At 64.5% G+C, this 19,703-nt stretch carries 17 protein-coding genes and 1 pseudogene; 9 read left to right on the top strand and 9 right to left on the bottom strand.

Annotated features, from left to right (window positions below):
- Nucleotides 1-129: 129 nt before the first annotated feature.
- Complete coding sequence (locus EET13_RS27520; RefSeq protein WP_122445206.1) at nt 130-1,260, bottom strand: serine hydrolase domain-containing protein; 1,131 nt, start codon at nt 1,258-1,260, stop codon at nt 130-132.
- Nucleotides 1,261-1,426: 166 nt separating this feature from the next.
- On the opposite strand from EET13_RS27520, the gene EET13_RS27515 reads away from it, so the two are divergent.
- On the top strand, nt 1,427-3,010 hold the full coding sequence (locus tag EET13_RS27515; protein ID WP_211189151.1) for a succinic semialdehyde dehydrogenase: 1,584 nt from the start codon (nt 1,427-1,429) through the stop codon (nt 3,008-3,010).
- Between the two features lie 232 nt (nt 3,011-3,242).
- A complete protein-coding gene (locus EET13_RS27510) occupies nt 3,243-3,572 on the top strand; it encodes a DUF732 domain-containing protein (protein WP_136623272.1) in 330 nt (109 codons plus the stop codon).
- 192 nt (nt 3,573-3,764) lie between these two features.
- Here the strand turns inward: EET13_RS27510 and EET13_RS27505 are convergent, their stop codons facing one another.
- The gene (locus tag EET13_RS27505) at nt 3,765-4,169 is read right to left on the bottom strand and encodes a hypothetical protein (protein ID WP_136623271.1); all 405 of its coding nucleotides are present in this window, start codon (nt 4,167-4,169) and stop codon (nt 3,765-3,767) included.
- 139 nt (nt 4,170-4,308) lie between these two features.
- Complete coding sequence (locus tag EET13_RS27500; protein WP_122445228.1) at nt 4,309-5,115, bottom strand: lysophospholipid acyltransferase family protein; 807 nt, start codon at nt 5,113-5,115, stop codon at nt 4,309-4,311.
- Nucleotides 5,116-5,291: 176 nt separating this feature from the next.
- Here EET13_RS27500 and EET13_RS27495 point away from each other — a divergent pair, with 176 nt between their 5' ends.
- The 4 genes from EET13_RS27495 (at nt 5,292) to EET13_RS27480 (ending at nt 9,232) form a co-directional block, all read left to right on the top strand.
- Complete coding sequence (locus tag EET13_RS27495) at nt 5,292-6,368, top strand: SDR family oxidoreductase (RefSeq protein ID WP_122445202.1); 1,077 nt, start codon at nt 5,292-5,294, stop codon at nt 6,366-6,368.
- A gap of 82 nt (nt 6,369-6,450) precedes the next feature.
- Nucleotides 6,451-7,812 carry a WS/DGAT/MGAT family O-acyltransferase gene (locus EET13_RS27490; protein WP_122445201.1) on the top strand — a complete coding sequence of 454 codons (1,362 nt, stop codon included), beginning with the start codon at nt 6,451-6,453 and terminating at the stop codon, nt 7,810-7,812.
- A gap of 11 nt (nt 7,813-7,823) precedes the next feature.
- Complete coding sequence (locus tag EET13_RS27485) at nt 7,824-8,309, top strand: NUDIX hydrolase (protein ID WP_122445200.1); 486 nt, start codon at nt 7,824-7,826, stop codon at nt 8,307-8,309.
- A gap of 17 nt (nt 8,310-8,326) precedes the next feature.
- Entirely contained in the window at nt 8,327-9,232 is a 906-nt protein-coding gene (locus EET13_RS27480; protein WP_122445226.1) for a haloalkane dehalogenase, read from the top strand.
- Here EET13_RS27480 and EET13_RS27475 read toward each other — a convergent pair.
- Entirely contained in the window at nt 9,205-10,287 is a 1,083-nt protein-coding gene (locus EET13_RS27475) for a DUF2330 domain-containing protein (RefSeq protein ID WP_122445227.1), read from the bottom strand. The two genes, EET13_RS27480 and EET13_RS27475, sit on opposite strands and share 28 nt — an antisense overlap.
- Nucleotides 10,288-10,366: 79 nt before the next feature.
- Between EET13_RS27475 and EET13_RS27470 the strand changes: the two genes are divergently transcribed.
- Nucleotides 10,367-11,611 (top strand): cytochrome P450, encoded by a 1,245-nt coding sequence (locus EET13_RS27470; protein ID WP_122445199.1) that lies wholly within the window; start codon nt 10,367-10,369, stop codon nt 11,609-11,611.
- Between the two features lie 288 nt (nt 11,612-11,899).
- Nucleotides 11,900-13,034 (top strand): annotated as a pseudogene (locus EET13_RS27465) (HNH endonuclease signature motif containing protein); the annotation flags it as partial.
- 47 nt (nt 13,035-13,081) lie between these two features.
- Here the strand turns inward: EET13_RS27465 and EET13_RS27460 are convergent.
- The 3 genes from EET13_RS27460 to EET13_RS27450 form a co-directional block, all read right to left on the bottom strand.
- Nucleotides 13,082-13,537, bottom strand: a complete 456-nt coding sequence (locus EET13_RS27460; RefSeq protein ID WP_244604144.1) for a hypothetical protein — start codon at nt 13,535-13,537, stop codon at nt 13,082-13,084.
- A gap of 538 nt (nt 13,538-14,075) precedes the next feature.
- Nucleotides 14,076-15,659: an FAD-dependent monooxygenase gene (locus EET13_RS27455; protein ID WP_122445198.1), complete on the bottom strand. Its 1,584-nt coding sequence runs from the start codon at nt 15,657-15,659 to the stop codon at nt 14,076-14,078.
- Nucleotides 15,660-15,672: 13 nt separating this feature from the next.
- Nucleotides 15,673-16,779, bottom strand: coding sequence for an ATP-dependent DNA ligase (locus EET13_RS27450; RefSeq protein WP_122445197.1), 1,107 nt, complete (start codon nt 16,777-16,779; stop codon nt 15,673-15,675).
- Nucleotides 16,780-16,816: 37 nt separating this feature from the next.
- Here EET13_RS27450 and ligD point away from each other — a divergent pair, with 37 nt between their 5' ends.
- On the top strand, nt 16,817-17,854 hold the full coding sequence (gene ligD, locus EET13_RS27445; protein WP_122445196.1) for a non-homologous end-joining DNA ligase: 1,038 nt from the start codon (nt 16,817-16,819) through the stop codon (nt 17,852-17,854).
- Between the two features lie 266 nt (nt 17,855-18,120).
- Here the strand turns inward: ligD and EET13_RS29985 are convergent, their stop codons facing one another.
- Together EET13_RS29985 and EET13_RS27440 are read right to left on the bottom strand one after the other, a co-directional pair.
- Complete coding sequence (locus EET13_RS29985; RefSeq protein ID WP_136623270.1) at nt 18,121-18,789, bottom strand: hypothetical protein; 669 nt, start codon at nt 18,787-18,789, stop codon at nt 18,121-18,123.
- Complete coding sequence (locus tag EET13_RS27440; protein WP_122445195.1) at nt 18,789-19,604, bottom strand: TIGR04255 family protein; 816 nt, start codon at nt 19,602-19,604, stop codon at nt 18,789-18,791. Before EET13_RS27440 ends, EET13_RS29985 begins: the two co-directional genes overlap by 1 nt.
- Nucleotides 19,605-19,703 lie beyond the last annotated feature (99 nt).

Here is a 19,703-nt window from a genome sequence, read left to right as displayed (position 1 = left end):
GCTCTCCTTCTTCCGCGGGCGCGGCGTGCACAGCGCCGACGTGCTGTGCGTGAAGGTATCGCAGTTGCGGCTGGTGAGCGCGCTTCAAGTGCTCACCGGCCGCCGCGGACCGCCGCCGAAGCCGACCTGCTATGCGGGTGGGGCCGGCCAGGTATGGGCGGGGCTGACGACGTTGGCGATCTTGGTGAAGAAGTTCCACACCCCGAGAACCTCGACATTCGAGTTGACAAGCATGAGCAGTGTCGTTTCCTCGGCGGGCAAGTAGTAGACGTATGACTGGTAGCCGGTGATGTTCCCGTTGTGGCCTATCCATGCGTTTTGGTTTTCGACTCCAAACCCGTAGAGCGCGCCGGTTCCTTCCGACGGGGCGACGAGAAACTCGAGCCGTTGGGTCTGTGCGGCTTTCGACACCAACGTGCCTTCCGCGAGATTGCGCGCCCAGATGCGCAGGTCGTCGAGCGTCGAGACCATGGCCCCCGCCGCCCACCCCCATGACGGGTTGAAGTCGGTGGCATCTTGGATTTGGCCGTCCGGACGCTTGGTGTAGCCGTGCGCGTGTGGCGAGGGAATTTCGGCGCCGACCGGCAACACGGTGTGCGCCATGTTGAGTGGTCGCGTGATGTGGTCACCGATGAAGTCGGTCAGCGACTGGCCGGAAGCCTTCTGGACCACCATGCCGAGCAACACCGTGTTGGTGTTGTTGTAGTCGAATTGCGCCCCGGGCGGAAAGATCGGCGGGTGGCTGGCAGCGATCTGGATCAGCTCCTCCGGTGTGCGTTGGCGTCCCTCTTGGCCCGGCTTAGGCGGCGCGGTTTCTGTTGAGTAGTCAAAGAGCCCTGAGCGCATCTGACCCAGCAGGCGCAGCGTGATCATGTCGCCGTTAGGGACGCCCGGCACATACTTGGCGATCGGATCGTCGAGGCCGATCTTGCGCTGGTCCACCAGCTGCAGAATGGCGGTAGTCGTGAAGGTCTTGGTGACGCTGCCGATACGCATGTACATGTCGGTGGCCATCGGCGCGCCGGTGCTGGTGTCGCTCAGTCCGAAGGCCCGCACGTAGGGGGCCTCACCGGGTTTCCAGACGCCGATCAGAGCGCCCGGTACTGACGCCGCAGCCATCCCGGCCGGAATGAGCTGGTCGAGTTGCCGTGCCCAGCTCTTGGGTTGGACGTCCTTGAGGTCGCAGCCCGAAAGTGTCATCAGCAACATCACCGCCAACACACCGTGCGGCCAGAGCCGCCGCCGCTTCGTTTGTGACATCTGGCCCGGTGTGCGCACCGTCGCTCTCCTTCTTCCGCGGGCGCGGCGTGCACAGCGCCGACGTGCTGTGCGTGAAGGTATCGCAGTTGCGGCTCGTGAGCGCGTGTTCCGTGACCACTTCTCGGGTAGTCGACTTATGAAGCCCGACGCCGCAAGGAGTGACCATATGACCGCGATTTCCGAGCCGAAGACATCGAAAGTCACGCCGCTGCTGGAGGCGCTGTCCCGGGGGGTCGATGCCGCGACGGGTGAGCCGTCAGGATCCGGTAGCCGCGACGTCACCAACGCGATGACGGGCCGGCGGCTCGGCGTTATACCGCAGTGCACTCCCGATGACGTCGTCGCCGCCGCCGGGCGCGCCCGCGCAGTGCAGCGTGCCTGGGCGCAGCGCCCGCTGGCCGAGCGAACCGCGGTCATGCTGCGCTTTCACGACCTGGTGCTGCGGCGCCAGGAGGAGATCCTCGACATCATTCAGCTGGAGAGCGGCAAGGCCCGCGCCCATGCCTTCGAGGAGGTCGCCGACGTATGCCTGACCGCCCGCTACTACGCCCACACCGCCGAGAAGTATCTGCGCCCGCAGCGCCGCCAGGGAGTGCTACTGGCCCTGACCGAGGTGTGGGAACACCGGCTGCCCAAGGGCGTGGTCGGGATCATCTCGCCGTGGAACTATCCGCTGACTTTGGGTATCAGTGATGCGCTGCCGGCGATCGTCGCCGGTAATGCCGTATTGGCCAAGCCGGACAATCAGACACCGTTCGCTGCCCTGTGGGCGGTGCGGCTGCTCGAAGAGGCGGGGATGCCGCACGGGCTGGTGCAGAGCGTCCCGGGATCGGGCTCGGAGCTGGGCACACCGATCATCGAGCAGTCCGACTACGTGATGTTCACCGGTTCCACCGACACCGGCCGCACGGTAGCGGCCCAGGCGGGCAAGCGGCTGATCGACTGTTCTATGGAACTGGGCGGCAAGAACGCGTTGCTGGTTCTCGACGACGCCGATGTTGCCAAGGCTGCCGTCGGTGCGGTGCGGGCGGCATTCTCCAACGCGGGCCAGTTGTGTATCTCGGTGGAACGCATCTACGTGCCCGACACCTTGTGGGACGAGTTCACCGAACGTTTTGTGGCCGCCACCACGGCAATCAAACTGTCCGCCGCGCTTGACTATTCGGCTGACGTGGGTTCGTTGATCAGTCAGACACAGCTCGACACCGTCACCCATCACGTCGAGGACGCGGTGAACCGCGGCGCGACCGTGCTCGCCGGCGGCAGGCCGCGTCCCGACATCGGCCCCTATTTCTACGAGCCGACCATTCTTACCGGCGTGCGAGAGGGCATGGCGGCATTCGCCGACGAAACCTTCGGCCCGGTTGTCTCGCTGTATCGAGTGCACAGCGAACAGGAGGCCGTGGAGCAGGCGAACAACAGTCTGTACGGGCTGAACTTCAGCGTGTGGACGTCCGACCCCAAGCGCGGCCGGGCCGTGGCCACCCGGTTGCAGGCCGGGACGGTCAACGTCAACGAGGGCTATGCCGCCGCGTGGGCGTCTATCGATGCGCCAATGGGTGGCATGAAGGCTTCCGGGCTGGGTCGTCGTCACGGCGCGCAGGGAATCCTGAAATACACCGAACCGCAAACCATCGCCATCGAACGCGGGCTTCCGGTCGGCGTGCCGTCCTGGATGCGCGCCGACCACTACGCACGCCTCATGAGCGGTGGGTTGCGGATGCTGCGCCGCATGCCGGGCATCAAATAGCGGCTTCCCGACGCCACTTCGGCAGCGGCGGTTGCCGGCCGGGCCGCTTTAGGCCGAACGAACCGGAATAAATTCCGGGGCCGAAGCGATATATAGATCAAGCGATTCATTGCGGCGCTGACTACTCACGGCGTGTTCGGGTTCTGAATGCGGTTTCGTTCAAATTTCGAGTACCCCTACCGGTATCAGCGGCGTACGATTCGAGTAAGTACCCCTCGTGAATGGACAGATCATGGTTAAGTTCTCAATGCTGGCTGCTGCCGGGTTGGCTGTCGGGGCCATCGTGGCAGGCGCGGGAGCGGGCGCGGCGCCGGCACACGCCGACTCCACCGCTGATTCCACGTTCATCCAGCAGCTCGACAAGGCCGGAATCCCCTATGTCAACCCGTACTTGGCGGTCGGGCGAGCGACGGCGATGTGTCTGTACCTGAACCAGGGCCACACCGAGGCCGAGGCGCTGCTTTTCACGGCTCAGACCGACCGTGCCAACGCCACGTCATTACAGGATGCGCAGTTCGCCCAGCTCGCCCAGGGTATTTACTGCCCGGACACGGCCCACTAGGAATTCTGCAACTTTGCAATAGTTACCTTGGTTCCGCATTAGCCGAACCAAGGTAACTATTGCCATGCTCACATTGTTGGATCGACGATTGTGGACAGGCGTTGCCGCACGGTTGATCCGGCATGGTGCGGGTACCGATTCGCTCGGGTGGCACCTTTCAGATGTCGCCCGACCGAACATACGCGACGCTATTTAGCGGTGCCCGGGTGCGTTCGGATTGCAGTCGATGCGGTCGGGGATATTGCAGTCCGGAATGATCCAGTCGCTGAGCGGATCATTCGGGTTGACGCGCACCGAACCCTTCGGCAATTCTGGAGCCTTGCCGGGTTCCAGAGTGAAAGTATTGGAGAAAATGGCCGGCATGTCACGGGCCAGGCGGAGCAGTGCCCCTCCTTGCCGCACACAGATGAGTCCGACCGCCGGCGGCTGTTTGGACGGGTCTGGCATGGCCTCTGAACTGGGATAGACGAGGTTGCACAGATCCTGGGCACTCAGGATGTGGTAGGGAGGATCGTCGGCTTGCGCCGCCGGAGTACCCATGAACCCGGCGCTGGCGAACCCCACTCCAACCGCTGCTATTGCGAGTCCTCGACGCATTAGCGCCCCCTCACCATTCGTGGGTCAACTAGTGTGACTCGGGCGAATAGTAACGCCGTTGCAACTCGATTTGAAGATCAGTCACCAAGTTGAGGACTTTCGTCACCTGAAATGGCCACGGACTCAGCCGGCAATTTAGTCAGCCCAGTATGGGGACCCGGCGCTGGCGGCCCAGCCGGTCGAGAGCGGCTTGCATCACGGCACGCACATGGGCATCGACAGTCTCGGCGTCAGCGTCCGTGCCGAATCGGGCGGCGATGTCGATCGGTTCCAGCACCTGATAAACGATCTTGGTAGGCAACGGCATATTGGCCGGGAAGAACACCGTCATGCCGAACGGTAGCCCAATGGTGACCGGCAGAATCTCGATACGAATGCGCTTGAGCCCCAATCTGTTTGCCAGCCGATTGCCGCGAGTGACGAACAGTTGGGTCTCCTGGCCCCCTATCGACACCGCGGGCACGATCGGCACCCCGGCCTGCATGGCGGTGGCGACGTATCCGGTGCGGCCGCCGAAGTCGATGACGTTCTGAGCCAGCGTTGGCCGGAATGCGTCGTAGTCGCCGCCTGGAAATGCCAACACCACAGCGCCCGAACGCAACGCCTTGATCGCGTTGCCACGATTGGCGTGAATGACGCCGAGGCGGCCCAGCGCCGCGCGGAACGGGGTGAAGAAAACGCCGTAGTGCGCAAGGGTATACAGCGGACGGCCATAGCCGAACCTGCCGTAGAAGGCGGGTGCAAGCACGTTCCAGTCGGGCGTCAACACCCCGCCGGAGTGATTGGACACCAGCAAAGCACCCCCGGTCGGCGGAAACGATTCCAGACCGCGCACTTCGGCGCGAAACCATCGCCTGACGACCGGTGTCACCGCACCGATCAGCGCCGAGGTGAAGCCCGGATCCCACCTGGAGATCTCGGATTCGTCAATCTCGTTGCCGCTCAAGTCTTCTGCCCATCGGTAGTCGCAGTGCCGCAAGACACGATTATCCTCGCGACGCATTGCTCTGTCCGAGGACTAATGGCTGCGGATACGAGGTCTAAAGGCCCCCGTCGGCAAGCCGGCGAATCGGTAGCCTCTGGTCTAACCGCGACATCGCACGAGTGAGCAGGAGTGTGGCGATGACCGTATTGATGACCGGGTTTCCCGGCTTTCTCGGCAGTGCGCTACTGCCGGGCATCCTGCGACGCACGGACAGTACCGCGATCTGTCTGGTGCAGTCCAAATTTGCCACCCTGGCAAAGCGCCGCGTCGCCGAACTCAACGCGACCGAACCGTCGCTGAGCGGGCGGGTCGAGCTGGTCGAGGGCGACATCACCCAACCGGGTCTGGGCCTTGCCTCGGCCGCTCTGAGCGAGGTCACCGAGGCCTGGCACCTGGCCGCCGCCTACGACCTGGCGGTCGCTCGCGAGGCGGCGGTTCGGATCAACGTCGACGGCACCCGCAACGTCCTTGACGCCCTTGAGCAATGTCCCAACCTGACTCGTCTGCACTACTTCAGCACCTGCTACGTCAGCGGACGCTACGCCGGCGCCTTCGGCGAGGACGATCTGGAAGTCGGTGCGCCGTTCAACAACCACTACGAGGAGACCAAGCATCTCGCGGAGGCCGACGTGCGATGGCGGATGTCGGCCGGGATGCCGGCCACCATCTATCGTCCTTCGATTGTGGTCGGCGACAGCCGCACGGGGGAGACGCAAAAATTCGACGGGCCCTATTTCGTCATGCAGTGGCTGTTGCGGCAGCCACGCCGCGCGGTGCTGCCGGTTGCGGGAGATCCGGCGATGACGCGGGTGAACGTGGTCCCGCGTGACTTCGTCGTTGACGCGGTGAACTACCTGAGTGGGCTGGCCATTTCGGCGGGACGCACCTATCAGTTGGCCGATCCGCAGCCGCTCACGGTCGAGGAGATGACCGACGTACTGGCGCGGGCAACCGGTCGGCGGCTGATCAAGGTTCCGCTACCGCGCAAGCTGGCCAAAGGCGCGTTGGCACACGTTCCCGGGCTCTACCGTTTGATGCGGATCCCGCCCGAGGCGGTGGACTATGTCGCCCATCCCACTTTCTATTTGACCGACCACTGCCGCGCCGACCTGGCCGACGGCCCGGTCGGACCCCCGCCGTTCACCGGCTACGTCGACCGCCTGGTTGATTACCTGCGCCGCCACCCGGAAGTCGGTTCAGCGGCCATGTTCTGAACCTCATTTGACCTTGCCGCGCGCCACTGTGATTTAGCCGCAGCGCCGAGCCAACTGCCGGCGGCAGGTGTCTAATAGCGGCATGGAATTGATGATGCCCAACGACTCGATGTTCCTGTTCGCCGAATCACGGGAGCATCCCATGCACGTCGGCGGCTTGTCATTGTTCGAGCCGCCCAAGGAGGCGGGCCCGGAGTTTGTGCGCCAGTTCTACGAAGCGTTGGTGGCCAACGAGGAGTTCCAGCCCGTCTTCCGCAAGCACCCCGCGACCATCGGGGGTGGAATCGCCCGCTTGGCATGGGCCTACGACGACGAGATCGACGTGGACTACCACGTCCGGCGCTCCGCCCTGCCGTCACCGGGACGGGTCCGCGACCTGCTGGAGCTGAGCTCGAGGCTGCACACCAGCCTGTTGGACCGGCATCGCCCGTTGTGGGAACTGTACGTGGTGGAGGGGCTGAACGACGGCCGGTTCGCGATGTACACCAAGATGCACCACGCCCTGATCGACGGCGTCTCCGCGATGAAGCTGATGCAGCGCACCCTGTCGACCGACCCCGACGACACTGGGGTACGCGCGATGTGGAACCTGCCCCGAACGTCGCGGCCGCCGTCCGGTGAATCGTCTTCCCCGCTGAGCTCGCTGTTCAAGTTGGCGGGATCGGTTGTAGGACTTGGCCCTTCGACCTTCAAGCTGGCCCGCGCCGCGCTGTTCCAACAGCAGCTGACGTTGCCGTTCGCGGCGCCGCACACCATGTTCAACGTCAAGATCGGGGGAGCGCGCCGCTGCGCCGCGCAATCCTGGTCCCTGGAGCGCGTCAAGGCCGTCAAGCAGGCCGCCGGGGTCACCGTCAACGACGCCGTTCTGGCAATGTGTGCCGGCGCGCTGCGGTACTACCTGATCGAGCAGAACGCCCTGCCCGACACTCCGCTAATCGCGATGGTTCCGGTGAGCCTGCGGTCGAAAGACGATTCGGAAGGCGGCGGCAACAAAGTCGGCAGCCTGCTGTGCAACCTCGCCACTCATGTCGATGATCCCGCGGAGCGGATCAAGATCATCAGCGAGTCGATGCGCGCCAACAAGAAGGTGCTCGCCGAGTTGCCGCAGCTGCAGGTGCTCGCGCTGTCCGCATTACATATGGCGCCGCTGACCTTGGCGGGTATCCCGGGCTTCCTCTCGACGGTGCCGCCGCCGTTCAACATCGTCATCTCCAACGTGCCGGGCGGTACCGAGCCCATGTACTACGGCGGCGCCCGGCTCGACGGCAGCTACCCGCTGTCCAACATTCCAGACGGCCAGGCCCTCAACATCACCCTGGTGAACAATGCCGGCAATCTGGACTTCGGACTCGTCGGTTGTCGCCGCAGTGTGCCGCATCTGCAGCGGCTGCTGCTGCATCTGGAGTCGTCGCTGAAGGATCTGGAACAGTCCGTCGGACTCTGAGGCTTACCCGAATGCCCAGGCTCAGCGCGGGCCTGCTGCTGTACCGGGCACCGGCCGGCGCCGTCGACGTCCTCATCGCACATCCCGGAGGGCCGTTCTGGGCGCGCAAAGACGTTGGCGCATGGTCGATTCCGAAAGGTGAATACCCCGACGGCGACGACCCGTGGCTGGCCGCCCGGCGCGAGTTCACCGAGGAGCTGGGGTTGCCGGTTCCGGACGGAGCGCGAATCGACCTGGGCGCGCTGAAACAACCGGGCGGCAAGGTCGTGACCGTCTTCGCCGTCGAAGCCGACCTCGACGTCATCGACATGCACAGCAACAGCTTCGAGCTGGAATGGCCGAAGGGGTCCGGCACGTTGCGGTCGTTCCCAGAGGTCGATCGGGCCGGCTGGTTCCCGGTGGCGCAGGCGCGCGCGAAGCTGCTCAAGGGGCAGCGCGCCTTCCTGGATCGGCTGATGGCCGATCCTTCGGTGGCGGGCTTAAGCGAGGGGTTGTAACGGCGTATGGTCGCATGATGCAGACCTTGCGCACTCCCGACGAGCGGTTCGCCAATCTTGCTGAATTTCCTTACCCACCAAGGTATTGCGAGATTCCCGATGGCGAAGGCGGGACGTTGCGGGTGGCCTGGGTGCAGGACGGACCGGACCGTGCCAACCCGGTGCTGATGCTGCATGGCGAGCCGTCGTGGTCGTATCTGTACCGCAAGATGATTCCGATCCTGGCGGCTGCGGGGCATCGCGTCATTTGCCCGGACCTGGTCGGTTTCGGGCGTTCGGACAAGCCCACGCGTCGCGAAGACCACACCTATGCGCGTCACGTCGAGTGGATGCGTGCCCTGGCTTTCGACGTGCTGGACCTGCGCAACGTCACACTGGTCGGCCAAGACTGGGGTGGGCTGATCGGATTGCGGCTGGCCGCCGAACATCCCGAGCGCTTTTCCCGGCTGGTGGTGGCCAACACCGGGCTGCCTAACGGCGACCAGCCAATGGCCGAGATCTGGTGGCGTTTCCGCGAGGCGATCCAGAACACGCCGAAGCTGGACGTCGGCTGGTTCGTGCAGGGTGGCTGCCGGCGGCAGATGAATGACGCGGTGCGCGCGGGTTACGACGCGCCCTTCCCCGGCGACGAGTACTGTGCTGGGCCGCGCGCCATGCCCGGTCTGGTGCCGACCTCCCCGGACGATCCGGCGGCGGCGGCCAACAAGACGGCCTGGACGAAACTATGTGTGAGTCCGACGCCCATGCTGGTGGCGTTCAGCGACAGCGACCCCATCACCGGGCCCATGGCCGAGATCTTCAAGCGCGAAATGCGTGGCGCGCAGGGCATCGAGCATCCGGTGGTGCATGGCGCCGGACATTTCCTGCAAGAGGACGCCGGGGAGGAACTAGCCAACTACATCGCGGAATTTCTGCGTCGCTGACCGGAACCGCGCCGTACGAAGACCACGAACAAGATCACCGCCGCCGCCAGGACGACCGCCAGGAATCCGACGAACAGGATCACCAGGATCGGGATGGCGACGTTGTCGTAGACGACAACCACTTGCCGGTAAGCGTTGTCGTTGGCTGCGTTGGCGAACGTGAAATCCGAAGAGATTTGCGACGGTTGGTACACGTCGATCTCGGTCTTGGTCAGGTAGGACCCATGGCTTGCGGCCAATTCCCGCAGCACCGGGTCGCGAACCTCGCCCGCAATAGTGCCGGCGAACTGTACCTGGGTGAACTGCCTGGATCTGTCGGCGTCCGTGCGTTGCTGGCGATGGTCGGCCAGGGTGTAGACGACCACGTGCTGTGGGTCCGTCGCCGCAACGGATAGGCGCATGGGATAAACCAATTGCGGTGCGGGGAAGGTCATTCGCACCGGGTCGAGCCCGCCCACGATCGGCGCGCTACTGGTCAGCCTGATCGCGACGAACGCCCATCCGTCGCGCACGTAGGGGTCGAGTGCCGCCGCCACTGCCGGCCGGATGGCATAGCCGTTGCCGGCCAGCCAGTCCTGCAGGCCGGCCAGGTCGCCGCCGGCCAGGGTGGTGGCCTCCAACGGTCCAAGCTGCACCTGACTGACCACATCCGGAGCGTGGGCTGCCGCGGCCCCTTCGCGGGGTGCAGAGCCGACCATCCCTATCCCGAGGATCCAGCGGCGCTTGTGCTGGACTTGCGGCGCCGTCACCGTGTCCAACTCCACGAAGGTGGCCTTGTCCGCCGCGGCGACGGTGGCCGGGGCGGGCGTAGGTACCACCAGGGCGACGTTATCGGTGGTGGCGTCCATCGCGATCTGCATGACGATGGTCTCGGTTGTTCCGTCCCAATGTACCAATGCCACTTCATGATTCATGGTCGCGTGGGCGCCACCCGGAGCGATCGCCGCGCCGCATGCGCAGGCGTGGCCCGGCGCGGCTAGCACCATGGTGGCCATCGTTACCCAAAGCAGCAACCCGAGACCGAAAACCAGCCGGCAGAAGCGCAGCACCGCCATGCCGCAGATGTTACGCGGCAGCGTGGCCCTGGCCACCCACTTTGACTGGGTTCGCCCGGCGCACAGGCACAATGTCAGCATGACGACACGGCCCATGGAGTCCACCGAATACGCCGACCCGCAGGCATTGCTGCTGCAATTGCTGGACCCAGCGATCCGGGCCAACCCTTATCCGGTGTGCGCTCAGCTTCGTGAGCACGGGCCGCTGCAGCTGCCGGACGCCAACTTCGTCCTTTTCTCGACCTATCACGACTGCGCCGACGTGCTGCGGCACCCGTTGTCGAGCAGCGACCGGTCCAACTCGACGATCGCGCGGCGACGGCTACAGGATGCACCGGCTCCGGGCACCGAATTCCCGCCTGGCTTTCTCTTTCTCGATCCGCCCGATCACACTCGACTGCGCAAGCTGGTCAGTAAGGCGTTCGCCCCGAAAGTGGTGAACGCACTGCGACCCGACGTCACTGCGCTGGTAAACGGATTGCTGGACCGGATCGCCGAAAAGGGCCGCTTCGACGTGGTCAGCGACTTCGCCTATCCGTTGCCGGTGGCGGTGATCTGCCGGCTGCTCGGGGTGCCGCTCGAAGACGAGCCGCAGTTCAGCCGGGCATCGGCCTTGCTCGCGCAGTCACTGGACCCTTTCCTCGCCTTCACCGGCGAGGATCCCGAGGACTTCGACGACGGGCTGGCGGCCGGCAGCTGGTTGCGCGAGTACCTGCGCGGCCTCATCGCGCAGCGCCGGATTAGGCCCGGCGACGACTTGATGTCCGGGCTGATCGCGGTGGAGGAGTCCGGCGATCAGCTGACCGAGGAGGAGATCGTGTCCACCTGCATGCTGCTGCTGGTTGCCGGACACGAGACAACGGTGAACCTGATCGGCAACGCCATCTTGGCGATGTTGCGGGATCGTCGGCACTGGGCTGCGCTGGGCGCCGATGCTGCCCGGGCATCGTTGGTCATCGAGGAGACCATGCGCTATGACCCGCCGGTGCAATTGGTGGGCCGAATTGCCGCCGACGACATGACGATCGCAGACATCGAGGTGTCCAAGGGTGACACGATGATGTTGCTGATGGCGGCGGCGCATCGTGATCCCACCGAGTACGACCGGCCGGACACATTCGATCCGGATCGTGTCCCGTTGCGGCACTTAGGGTTTGGCCACGGTGCGCATTACTGCCTGGGCGCCCCGCTGGCACGGCTGGAAGCCGGTGTGGCGTTGTCGGCGATCACCGCTCGATTCCCCGACGCGCGCTTGGTCGGTGAGCCGCAGTACAAAACGAACGTGACGCTGCGTGGGTTGCAGACGTTGTCCGTCGCGATCTAGACAGTCGTCGAGCCGTTGGGCGCGGGGCGGCGATGGGTCTGCTCACTGTGGGAGATCTGGATTGGTGCCCGCTTTGGAGCGCCGAATTCTCTTGTGCTGCTGTGGTTGCCGGTCTTGGTAGCGCGTGGCTGGTTCATACGGTGACCCGAGCATCGGATCGCCTTTCGCTGTGAGTGAACATGTGAAATATGTTGTTTGGCAGGCATTTTCTTCCCGGTTCTTGTCAGGGCACATCGATAGATTGCGGGTATGGGCTCATGCGGTGTCGTGGATCGGCAGACGGTTACACTCTCCCATGCCATCGCCGACTGGGCGCTGATCAGCCGCACCGAGGCCACCCGGCGCATCAACGCCGCCGCCGATCTGGGGCCGCGGCGCGGGCTGACCGGAGAACCGATCGCCCCGGTACTGGCCGGGGCCGCCGCCGCCCAACGCGAGGGAAAAATCGGCGCCGAGCACATCGCGGTGATTCGCCGCTTTTGTCACCAGTTACCGGGCTGGGTCGGTCAAGCCACCCGCGAGCGCGCCGAAGCTCAGTTGGCGTGCCACGGCGGCCAGGTTCGCCCCGAACAACTATCCGGGCTGGCCGCCACCATCGCTGATTGTCTCAATCCCGACGGCACCTACCGCGATGAGGACCGGGCGCGACGCCGCGGCCTGACCTTAGGCAGCCGGCAAGCCGATGGCATGTCAAAGCTGCGCGGGCTGATCACCCCCGAACCGCGAGCCACCGTCGAAGCCGTGCTGGCCAAACTGGGCGCCCCCGGCATGTGCAACCCTGAATCGGAAGCCCCCTATATGGACGGCGCCCCCAGTCAGGCCGCCATCGACACCGACCCCGCTCAGCGGCCCAACGCTCTGCTGACGGGCTGCTGGCCGGGATGCGCGGTCTGCTGGCGTCCGCAGAGTTGGGTCAGCACAACGGCTTACCCGCGACGATCATCGTGACCACCACGCTGACCGAACTGAAAGCCGCTGCCGGACAAGGACTCACCGGCGCCGGCACGATCTTGCCGATGAGCGATGTGATCCGGCTGGCCCGCCACTACCTGGCGGTTTTCGACAAGGGCAAGGCGTTAGCGCTGTATCACAGCAAACGCCTGGCCGCACCGGGGCAGCGAATCGTGTTGTATGGCAAGGAGCGCGGGTGCAGCGCCCCGGGCTGTGACGTCAAGGGCTATTTCTGTAGGTCCACCATGTACTGCCCTACGCCCAATCCCCAGCACCGACGTCAACCAACTCACCTTCGCCTGCGGCGGCCACCACCCGTTAGCCGACAAGGCTGGAGCACCCGCAAAAACACCCATGGCGACACCGAATGGATAGCCCCACCCCACTCGAGCGCGGCCAACCCCGCACCAACACCATGCACGATCCCGAAAAACTGCTCCGCGCAGACGAAGACGACGAAGGCGACACGTAACCCGGTAGTCCGCACGACTTCCCACGCTTAGCCGACCAGCGGTCAGCCTAGCCGCTGTCGTCGTTCGCAGCCTCTTCGCCCTCCCCACCGGGAGGAGGTTCGGGGGCCACAATGATGGAGATCGGTATTGGTGTGGAGATCTCGATTTTGCCTTGCTCGTCATAGTAGGCGCCGATCGTGTACTCACCCGCGGTCTCGATCGGGAATGAGAGTTCTTGGGTGAAGCACCGGTACTTCGATGCCTTATCGTCGTCGTCAGGCCAGTGCCAACTGGCTTTGAGGGTTCCGCGCGGCACCCCGGCGGGATCTTTGCACACGACATGCAGTTCCGGGTCGTAGTCCCCGCCTGCTTTCGCATGCACCACCAGAACTACGGGTACCTTTGCCCAGAGCGGCATTTGGTCGACCTGAAACCAGGTCATCGGGATGCGCGTCGCATTGATCGCACCGTATTCGTCGAGCGTGGCGGTACCGGCGACGAACAATGACGATACGTGCAGCATCTCGACATCCTAAGCGGGCCGAATAGCTGAACCCGGACGTTCGAATTTGCGGGCGTGCCGCGTCGGGTTGCGCCCGAGCACGCGATGTAGCCGGCGGGTATCACACTTCCGGATAGCGCATCGCCGTAACTGCCCGCCTTAGGTCGGGCGATCGAGCCTTGCTACACCACGTCTCGGGAGTCTCGGGACTCAACCTCCGATCATGTCGGCGCGAAAGCCGACACGGTGTTCAGGAATCGATGTCGTCGACCACGAAGATGGCCCAGGCGTACGCGACGTCCACCTCTTGGAAAAGGGCTTCATGGCTCATCAGGTATCTCTCCTTGTCGATTCATGTGCCGTGCAGAAATGCCCAGCCTTAACACGATGCCTGATTCCGGCGGCACGCGTTGTCCCCTGATCAGGGGCTTTTGACGACGAAATCCGGGTACCACCAACGGCGGACGTTGCCGGTCCACCATCCGGGGGACCGGGCCGTCACAGCATCGACATCGCGATGGGTTGCGCGCCGCATGAACCCGACGGGCCGGGGGATCCGTCATCGTGCTGCCCGGGGCGAGGCCAAGGTGACCCCGAACCAGCGGGTCAGCGCGCCGTCGAGCTCGGCGAGGGAGGGTGTGGGCGCCGCGGAGGCCCAGGCCACATATCCGTCCGGACGCACCAGCAGCGCTGTCGCCGCCACGTCACCGACCGGGCGTCCCGCGGTGACGGTGATCCGGCTCGCAATGCCGGCCGCCGCTTCCTTCACCACCCCGTGCTCGGTGAGGTCCACCAGCAACGGCCTCCCGTCGCGTGCGAGCTCGGCAATGCGAGTGGTTCCGCGGGAGTTGGCGACGGCAAAATCCGGCACCCACCGCCCGACGAGGCGATGGTCGTCCGGACCCGCGGCATAGCGAATGTCGGCGCCGGACACCAGGTCGCCGAGATGACGGGTGACATCGGCCTGCCCCAGCAATTCGCTGAAGACTTCCCGTAAGGCAGTGACTTCGCCCCCGGGCCGAATGAGGGCCAGCTGGGCGCGGCTGTACAGGATCACCCGCTCGGCGGCCGGCCGGCGCTCGGTCTCGTAGGTGTCGAGCAGCTCGGGGCCGACCCGTCTGTCCAGCACCGCGGCCAGCTTCCAGCCGAGGTTCATCGCGTCCTGCAGTCCCAAATTGAGACCTGGCCCCCCGAGCGGGGGCTGCACGTGCGCGGCGTCACCGACCAGAATGACCCGGCCGGCCCGGTATTGCGACGCGATCCTCGAATTCACACCACGGTAACGCCGCAAATCCGGTGGTGCGCCGGTGGATTCGGGCAAAAGCGGTACAGCCGCCCCCAGCACGCGTTTGATGCTGGCCTCCTGCTCGGCAACCGACATAGGCGCGGCGTCGCTGTCTGCCGCGCAGGGGGTTTCGCGTGGCGAGCTGTCCAATTCGATGGTGAATGCCCCCGGCCGGTCCGTCAGCTGCAGGCCCCACCCGAAGATGCCGCGGCCGGTACGAAAGTACTGTCTGGCCGGCACCGCACCGAACCCCGGCACGTTCAGCGCCCCGGTGACCGGGTCCACCCAGTCAAGCGGCGGCAGCACGCCGAACGTCACGTGCTCGATCACGTCGTATGACGACATCCCGGGAAAGTCGATACCAGCCAGCTTGCGGGTGGTGCTCGAACCGCCGTCGGCGCCGATCAGGTATTCGGCCGACAGCTCATAGGGGCCTTCCGGACCCGCGATGTTCACGGTGACACCGTCGCCGCCCTGTTCGAAGCCGGCTAACGCGTGACCCCAGCGAAAGTCGACGCCGTAATTCTGGGCGGCGGCCACCAGCACCTCGATAAGCCTGGGTTGTTCCACTTGAAGCCGGTACAGCTGGTGATTCGGCACCTGCGCAAGACTGAAGCCGAAGCCAGCGAAAAATGAGCCGGGTGCGGGTTGCGGCGGTTCCTGCGTCTGCGCGAGGGTTCTATAGAGGCCGCGGTGGTCGAAGATCCGAACTCCTTGCCCGACAATGCCCGCCGCGCGAGGTTGCCGGGTGGGCCCGGGACTGCCGTCCAACACCACCGGCCGGATCCCGGCCAGTCCCAATTCGCAGGCCAGCATCAGCCCGTTCGGGCCGGCTCCGGCGATGACGACCTGGACCACGGGGTGAGAGTACCTAGCTGTCGGCCGCAGTGCCCGGTCCCAGGCCGGTGATGATGTCGTTCAGGTGGAACGATGCCGGCTGCTCGAGTTGGGCGTAGGTGCACGAGCGTGGATCGCGGTCGGGCCGCCACCGGTTGAATTGGGCGGTGTGGCGAAACCGCGCGCCTTCCATGTGGTCGTAGCGGACTTCGACGACCCGCTCCGGTCGCAGCGGCACGAAGGACAGGTCTTTGCCGACGTTCCAGCGGGAGAATTCGTTCTTGCGGGGGGTGCGTTCGCCGGCTTCGTGGGCCGCCCAGTTCCAGGGGTGGTTGTCGAAAGTCGTTATCAGAGGCTGTAATTCGTCGAAGAGCCGCCGTCGGTGCGCCATGGGGAAGGCTCCGATCACGCCCACCGAAGCGAGTTGGCCGTCCTGCTGGTAGAGCCCCAGCAGCAGCGAGCCGACCGCCCCATCTTCCGGGCCGCTGGACTTGTGCACCCGGTAACCGGCGACCACGCAGTCGGCGGTCCGTTCGTGTTTGACCTTGAACATGACGCGCTTGTCGGGTTGATAGGTGATGGTCAGCGGCTTAGCGATGACGCCGTCGAGACCGGCGCCCTCGAAGTCCTCGAACCAGCGCTGCGCGGTTGCCAGGTCGGTGGTGGCCGGGGTGACGTGAATCGACGGGCCCGAAGCGGCTCCCGAGACAGTTAACGCGTCGACCAGCGCCGCCCGGCGCTCGCTGAACGGACGGGTGGTGTAGTCGTCGTCACCGAGAGCCAGCAGGTCGAACGCGATGAACGACGCCGGCGTGTGCTCGGCGAGCATGCGTACCCGCGAATCGGCCGGGTGGATGCGCTGTTGCAGCGCCTCGAAGTCCAGGCCGTGGTCGGTGGCGATGACGATTTCGCCGTCGACGACGCAGCGCGCCGGCAGTTCGGTCTTGATTGCCGCGACCAGTTCGGGGAAGTAGCGGGTCATCGGCCGCTCGTTGCGGCTGCCCAGCTCGACCTCGTCGCCGTCGCGAAAACAGATGGACCGGAAGCCGTCCCATTTCGGCTCGTACGACGCGTCCGCCGGAATGGTCTTGACGGATTTGGCCAGCATCGGCGAAACGGGCGGCATAACGGGCAGGTCCATGGGTTCATTGTGTCGTGCGGCATGCTGGAGTCCAGCTATGACTGCTGCAGCAGAAGAAGTCGACGTCGACGGCATCCGGGTGCGGCTGACCAATCCGGACAAGGTGTACTTTCCGCAACTCGGGTCCGACGGCACCAAGCGCCGGCTCGTCGAGTACTACCTCGCCGTGGGCCGGGGCCCGATGCTGGCAACCCTGCGCGACCGGCCCACGCATCTGCAGCGCTTCCCGGACGGCATCGACGGCGAGGAGATCTATCAAAAGCGGGTGCCCCAGCACCATCCTGACTACCTGCAGACCTGCCGGGTGACCTTCCCGTCGGGACGCACCGCCGATGCGCTGAAGGTCACCCACCCCGCGGCGATCGTGTGGGCCGCGCAGATGGGTACCGTGACGCTGCATCCCTGGCAGGTTCGCTGCCCCGACACCGAGCATCCCGACGAATTGCGCATCGATCTGGATCCGCAGCCCGGCACCGGTTTTGCCCAGGCCCGGTCCGTTGCCGTCGACGTGCTGCGGCCGCTGCTGCACGAACTCGGGTTGGTCGGCTACCCGAAGACTTCCGGGGGACGCGGGGTGCACGTGTTTTTCCGGATCGCCACCGACTGGGACTTCATCCAGGTGCGCCGGGCCGGCATCGCGCTGGCCCGCGAATTGGAGCGGCGCGCACCGGACACGGTGACCACGTCCTGGTGGAAAGAACAGCGGGGCGCGCGAATCTTCGTCGACTTCAATCAGAATGCTCGCGACCGCACCATGGCGTCGGCGTATTCGGTGCGCCCTACTCCGATTGCCACCGTTTCGACACCGTTGACCTGGGACGAGCTGGCCGGTGCGGATCCCGACGACTACACCATCGCCACGGTGCCCGATCTGGTGGCGAGCCGCGAGGACCCGTGGGCCGGTATCGACGATGTGGCTCAATCGATTACGCCGTTGCTGGACCTCGCAGCTGCCGACGACGAACGCGGGCTGGGTGACCTGCCCTATCCGCCGAACTATCCGAAAATGCCGGGCGAGCCGAAACGGGTGCAGCCGAGCCGGGACACCGATCTGAAACGGGACACCAAGGGGTAATGGGATTTCGTCTTCGTGCGCCGAGATCCGGCCATGTCTAGTTGGTGGCGATCTGCCAGGCTTCCGCTGGATCTGCTCGCTATTAAGCCATTTGAGGTCCCCCTCATTGTGATCGAACACAAACGTGTTGGCGTTACGGAAGACATCGCCCTGTCGCCAATCACGGCACGATGTGGCTAACTCGGGCGCCGGGCATTGCGCTGGTTGGTCCGAATTAACCTCTGTCGATCGAAGTAGTGCCAGAAACCGCCCGATACCCCACACCGCTACGGCCCGACTTCACCCGCCGGTTTGCGCAGGGGTTCGCGGGTAGCATTCACGAGGCGTTCCGGACCAAACGGAGCGCCCCAAGTTGGTCCGGTGGAATGCCCTCGACGTAGACGGTCGACAACGCTCAACCCGTCTCGTTCAACTTGAAGTAATCGGGCACGTACTACCTCTGGCCTTGGGTCGTCCGGCATCTCGGACTCAAGACCACGGATGATCGCAGCAAAGGCGCGCAATCGGCGGGCATTCGACTCGTTGAGTCGTCCACCGTTAGCCCACATATGAACGGCGCGCCGAGAGACGCCGAAGATCTTTCCCATCTGGTCCCAGGTGAGCCCAGAGTGCGCTTTGATCCATGCGACCTCTTCGCGGTCGCCTCGAGACTCAGCGCCAAGTACGCGCGTGGCGGCTGGGGCGGATTTCGGCTTGATTGCCGCGGCGAATCCTCCACGGCCAGTGCAGTTTACAACCGCAAGCACCCGGATCGCACCGTAATTGCTGCCGATCGAAGTCCCCGCGAGCCCACCAAACGCTGCAAGGCCAGCCATGAGGAGGGAAGCGCCCGCTTTTCCTGCGCACGGAAATATCGGCGGCGCGACGGTGCCAAATTTGCTGAACTGATACTGAGCAACCTGAACGCGGTAATTGCCAACACTTGCTGTGGCCATCACAACTCACCCCCAAAAGCGACGAGGAAGTCCTCTGTCACTGCCCACCGGAAGAACTGATAAGCCCGTAGCGCCAGGGCGCGCACATCTTCGAAGATATCCGCGTCCTGTTGCGAGCCGGGTGTGAACTCTCGGAACGAATCCATGTCGAGCAGCCATGTCGGGTAGTCGTACGCGGGCACCGCATTGTCGATGCTTGTGTTGGCCGGCAGCATGCCCCAGCGCGCCATAAAGGACGCCCCATCCGACAACCGATAGCGCGCTTCAGTGATATTCGAAAGCAGCGCGAATTCCTCACCTTGGGAGACTGAAATTCCCAGCACCTCGGTTCGCAACAGTTCGGGCAGTCGGGTCAGGAGGTCTCGCCTGGTGAGTTGGTTGACGTACCGAACCCCAAGACGATCGATGTAGGGTACGGTCACCTGCTCATTCACGGCCTTCCATGCGTCAACGAGCCGCTGAGCAAAGTCCCTGAGTCGAACATAATGAGTGGTGTCGACACTGAGAAAGGTGCCACAGAAGGTAATCTGCCAGTCGCGATCGCCGCTGCTGAGACGCCACAGTCGAGTGGTAGTGGGATCTTCACTGAGGCCATCAGGGGTGATGATCAATGTCGTTTCCTGGCCGACATCCATCAATGGGTACTGGTCCGCGAGAGCATCAGCAATGCGCGTGGCTACGGCGTCCTCGTTGGTCGAGAATCGCGTGAGGTGCGGAAACCTGATCTGAGCGATGGCGCGAACAAGCGGAGCCGACTGCAGTGGGACATTGATGTCAGGCTCTGCGAAGGCGAAGGGATGAGCGGCGGTCGCCATGCTTCACACTGTACTTCACACCCATGACGAGTATGACAATCGAAAGACGAGGCGACGACCCACCTGAGATGGGACGTTGCTGGGAGATCCTCCATCTTG

Origin of the sequence: Mycobacterium attenuatum, from assembly GCF_900566085.1 — a bacterium.
Taxonomy (GTDB): Bacteria; Actinomycetota; Actinomycetes; order Mycobacteriales; family Mycobacteriaceae; genus Mycobacterium; species Mycobacterium attenuatum.
The sequence above is the reverse complement of the archived record's forward strand: the minus strand, read 5'-3'. Positions and strand labels throughout refer to the sequence as shown.

Coding starts and splice junctions, on each gene's coding strand:
- EET13_RS27520 (WP_122445206.1), bottom strand. CDS start 1,260: ATGTCACAAACGAAGCGGCGGCGGCTCTGGCCGCACGGTGTGTTGGCG.
- EET13_RS27515 (WP_211189151.1), top strand. CDS start 1,427: ATGACCGCGATTTCCGAGCCGAAGACATCGAAAGTCACGCCGCTGCTG.
- EET13_RS27510 (WP_136623272.1), top strand. CDS start 3,243: ATGGTTAAGTTCTCAATGCTGGCTGCTGCCGGGTTGGCTGTCGGGGCC.
- EET13_RS27505 (WP_136623271.1), bottom strand. CDS start 4,169: ATGCGTCGAGGACTCGCAATAGCAGCGGTTGGAGTGGGGTTCGCCAGC.
- EET13_RS27495 (WP_122445202.1), top strand. CDS start 5,292: ATGACCGTATTGATGACCGGGTTTCCCGGCTTTCTCGGCAGTGCGCTA.
- EET13_RS27490 (WP_122445201.1), top strand. CDS start 6,451: ATGGAATTGATGATGCCCAACGACTCGATGTTCCTGTTCGCCGAATCA.
- EET13_RS27485 (WP_122445200.1), top strand. CDS start 7,824: ATGCCCAGGCTCAGCGCGGGCCTGCTGCTGTACCGGGCACCGGCCGGC.
- EET13_RS27480 (WP_122445226.1), top strand. CDS start 8,327: ATGCAGACCTTGCGCACTCCCGACGAGCGGTTCGCCAATCTTGCTGAA.
- EET13_RS27475 (WP_122445227.1), bottom strand. CDS start 10,287: ATGGCGGTGCTGCGCTTCTGCCGGCTGGTTTTCGGTCTCGGGTTGCTG.
- EET13_RS27470 (WP_122445199.1), top strand. CDS start 10,367: ATGACGACACGGCCCATGGAGTCCACCGAATACGCCGACCCGCAGGCA.
- EET13_RS27460 (WP_244604144.1), bottom strand. CDS start 13,537: ATGCTGCACGTATCGTCATTGTTCGTCGCCGGTACCGCCACGCTCGAC.
- EET13_RS27450 (WP_122445197.1), bottom strand. CDS start 16,779: ATGGACCTGCCCGTTATGCCGCCCGTTTCGCCGATGCTGGCCAAATCC.
- ligD (WP_122445196.1), top strand. CDS start 16,817: ATGACTGCTGCAGCAGAAGAAGTCGACGTCGACGGCATCCGGGTGCGG.
- EET13_RS29985 (WP_136623270.1), bottom strand. CDS start 18,789: ATGGCCACAGCAAGTGTTGGCAATTACCGCGTTCAGGTTGCTCAGTAT.
- EET13_RS27440 (WP_122445195.1), bottom strand. CDS start 19,604: ATGGCGACCGCCGCTCATCCCTTCGCCTTCGCAGAGCCTGACATCAAT.